The sequence below is a fragment of the Streptomyces sp. RP5T genome, from assembly GCF_003933965.1.
Classification (GTDB): domain Bacteria; phylum Actinomycetota; class Actinomycetes; order Streptomycetales; family Streptomycetaceae; genus Streptomyces.
Map to the genome: position 1 here is coordinate 1 of NZ_RSAJ01001137.1, position 1091 is coordinate 1091.

A 1091-nucleotide genomic window follows, 5' to 3' on the forward strand; every position below is an offset into this window, starting at 1 on the left:
CACCGGGGAGCTCGAACAGGACCGGACATAAGGCGTGTACCGATCCGCCTCTGTGAGTTGCCCGTGCCATCAGGCAGCATGTCCTGCATGTCCGTACTGACGCGCGACGAAGCGCAGACCCGTGCCAAACTCCTCGACGTCCACCGCTACACCATCGCGCTCGACCTCACCACCGGCGACGAGACCTTCACGTCCCACACCGTCATCCGGTTCACGGCGCGCACGCAGGCGGACACCTTCGTCGAACTCAAGCCGGCCGAACTGCGGGAGGCCACCCTCGACGGCCGCCCCCTCGACCCGCGGACCCTGGAGGAGAACCGGCTGCCCCTCACGGGACTGACCGCCGGCGAGCACGAACTGCGCATCGACGCCGTCATGCGGTACTCCCGCACCGGCGAGGGCATGCACCGCTTCACCGACCCCACCGACGGCGAGACCTACGTCTACACCCAGCTCTTCCTCGACGACGTCCAGCGCGTCTACGCCGCCTTCGACCAGCCCGACCTCAAGGCCGTCTTCGAGCTGTCCGTGAAGGCCCCCGAGAACTGGACCGTCCTCGCCAACGGCATCACCACCGACCTCGGCGACGGCACCTGGCAGGCCGCCCCCACCCCCCTGATCTCCACCTACCTCGTCGCCGTCGCCGCCGGCCCCTGGCACTCCGTGCGCACCGAGCACCGCGGCCTGCCCTTCGGCATCCACTGCCGCCGCTCGCTGGCCCCCTACCTCGACCCGGACGCCGACGAGATCTTCGAGATCACCAGGCAGTGCTACGACCGCTACCACGAGAAGTTCGAGGAGCCCTACCCCTTCGACTCCTACGACCAGGCGTTCGTCCCCGAGTTCAACGCCGGCGCCATGGAGAACCCCGGCCTCGTCACCCTGCGCGACGAGTTCGTCTACCGCTCCGCCGTCACCGACACCGAACGCCAGACCCGCGCCATGGTCATCGCCCACGAGATGGCCCACATGTGGTTCGGCGACCTCGTCACCCTGCGCTGGTGGGACGACATCTGGCTGAACGAGTCCTTCGCCGAGTACATGGGCTACCAGATCCTCACCGAGGCCACCCGCTTCACCGACACCTGGGT

General features: G+C 68.1%; 1 protein-coding gene. It reads left to right on the forward strand.

What is annotated here, in order from left to right; all coding sequences use genetic code 11:
• Positions 1-78 precede the first annotated feature (78 nt).
• A partial coding sequence (locus EHS43_RS44985; RefSeq protein WP_260471027.1) for a M1 family aminopeptidase occupies positions 79-1091 on the forward strand: 1013 nt, incomplete at its 3' end.